The following is a 1,508-nucleotide window of genomic DNA, read 5'->3' on the forward strand; positions in this document are numbered from 1 at the left end:
CAGGCGACGGCTGTCCTCGCCCGGCCCCGGCGGCGCGTGCTCGCCGTGGCGATCGCCGTCGTCGTGCTCGCCGCCAGCGGCGTCACGGCCTGGAAGCTCTGGCCGCAACCGCAACCCCCGGCACCGCCGCCGGCCGCACCCCACCTCGTCCCGGCCGGCACCATCGCGGGGACCGAGCAGGCGCGCTGGGCGCAGTTCAGCCCGGACGGCCGGGTGCTCGCCGTCGAGAACACCGACGGGACGGTGCAGCTGCGGGAGGTGGCCACCGGCCGTCAGCTCGGCCAGATCCTCGGCCCATTCGGCGAAACCGGCGCGCAGGACTTCACGTTCACCGCCGACAGCCGCACCCTCGTCACGGCGAAGCTCGACAGCGACCACGCGGTCGTGCAGCAGTGGGACGTGGCGACCGGCAGCCCGGCGGCCGCGCCCCTCGACGCCGGGAAGGTCGACGCCCGGCTCCTGCACCCGACGCTCAGCCCCGACGGCCGCACCCTCGCCGTCGCCGCCGACGACGCCGACCACGAATCGGGCGTCTCCTTCTGGGACGTCCCCGGCCGGCGGCAAACCTGGTTCGTCGACACCACGGCCAATGTCACGCAGGTCGCCTTCAGCCAGGATGGCCGCACCCTGGCCATCCGCGACTGGGCCGCCGACAGCGCGCCCGAGCCGCTGACCCTGTGGGACGCCACCACCCGGCAGCAGCGCGGACCCGCGATCACGCTGCAGAAGGACGACGCGTACCGCTGGGTCTCGTTCGCCCCGGGCGGCCGGTATCTGATCACAGTCGACGCAACGGCGGAGACCTGTTACATCCGGCTCTGGGACCCGGTCACCCACAACCAGGTCCGCGCCCCGATCACGATCGCACCGGCCGCGGACAACCAAGCCCAGCTGAACGCGGACGGCACCCGCCTGATCACGCTGTCCGACGCCACCCTCACGTTCACCGACCTGGCGGACGGCCACGCGATCGCCACCCTCACCGACGTTGGCTGGGCGAGGTTCAGCCCGGACGGGCGGACCATCGCCACCTTCGGCAAGGACGGCCCCGTCCGCCTGTGGCGCCCACCCGCCTGATCCCGACCCGCGGTCAAGCGGTTCGCGCGACGGACTCGGCCTCGGCAGCCAGGACCCGCTCAGCCCGCAACGCGATCCGCAGGTTGAGCCGTTCCTCCGGATCCTCCAACCGCGCCCCGAACAAACTGCGTAACCGACGCAGGCGGTTTCGCGCGGTCTGCGGGTGAATACCCAGCCGCCCCGCGACTTCGGGCGCGCCGCCGCGGGCGTCGAGCACCGCGTCGAGGGTTTCGGCGAGCTTCGCGCGCTGGTTCGCGGCCAGCCCGGACAACGGCGCCAGGCTGCGGGCGGCGAGGGCACCGGTCAGCAGCTCGTCCGCGACCAGCCAGTGGGTGGTCAGGTGGTCGGGCCACCGGACGAGGCCGTCGCCGGGCAGCAGGCCACGGCCTCGCAGCTCCCACGCCCGCCGCGCCCAGCACAGGGACGTCGCC

General features: G+C 74.1%; 2 protein-coding genes. One reads left to right on the forward strand and one right to left on the reverse strand.

Translation table 11 applies throughout. From position 1 onward, the window contains the following. Positions 1 to 1,077: WD40 repeat domain-containing protein (locus tag G3I65_RS39865; protein ID WP_160700673.1), on the forward strand; the 1,077-nt coding region annotated here is incomplete at its 5' end. A 13-nt stretch (positions 1,078 to 1,090) separates the two neighbouring features. Here the strand turns inward: G3I65_RS39865 and G3I65_RS39870 are convergent. Further along, a partial coding sequence (locus tag G3I65_RS39870) for a helix-turn-helix domain-containing protein (RefSeq protein ID WP_160700674.1) occupies positions 1,091 to 1,508 on the reverse strand: 418 nt, incomplete at its 5' end.

Source organism: Amycolatopsis sp. SID8362 (assembly GCF_010550475.1).
In the GTDB taxonomy this organism is placed as follows: domain Bacteria; phylum Actinomycetota; class Actinomycetes; order Mycobacteriales; family Pseudonocardiaceae; genus Amycolatopsis; species Amycolatopsis eburnea.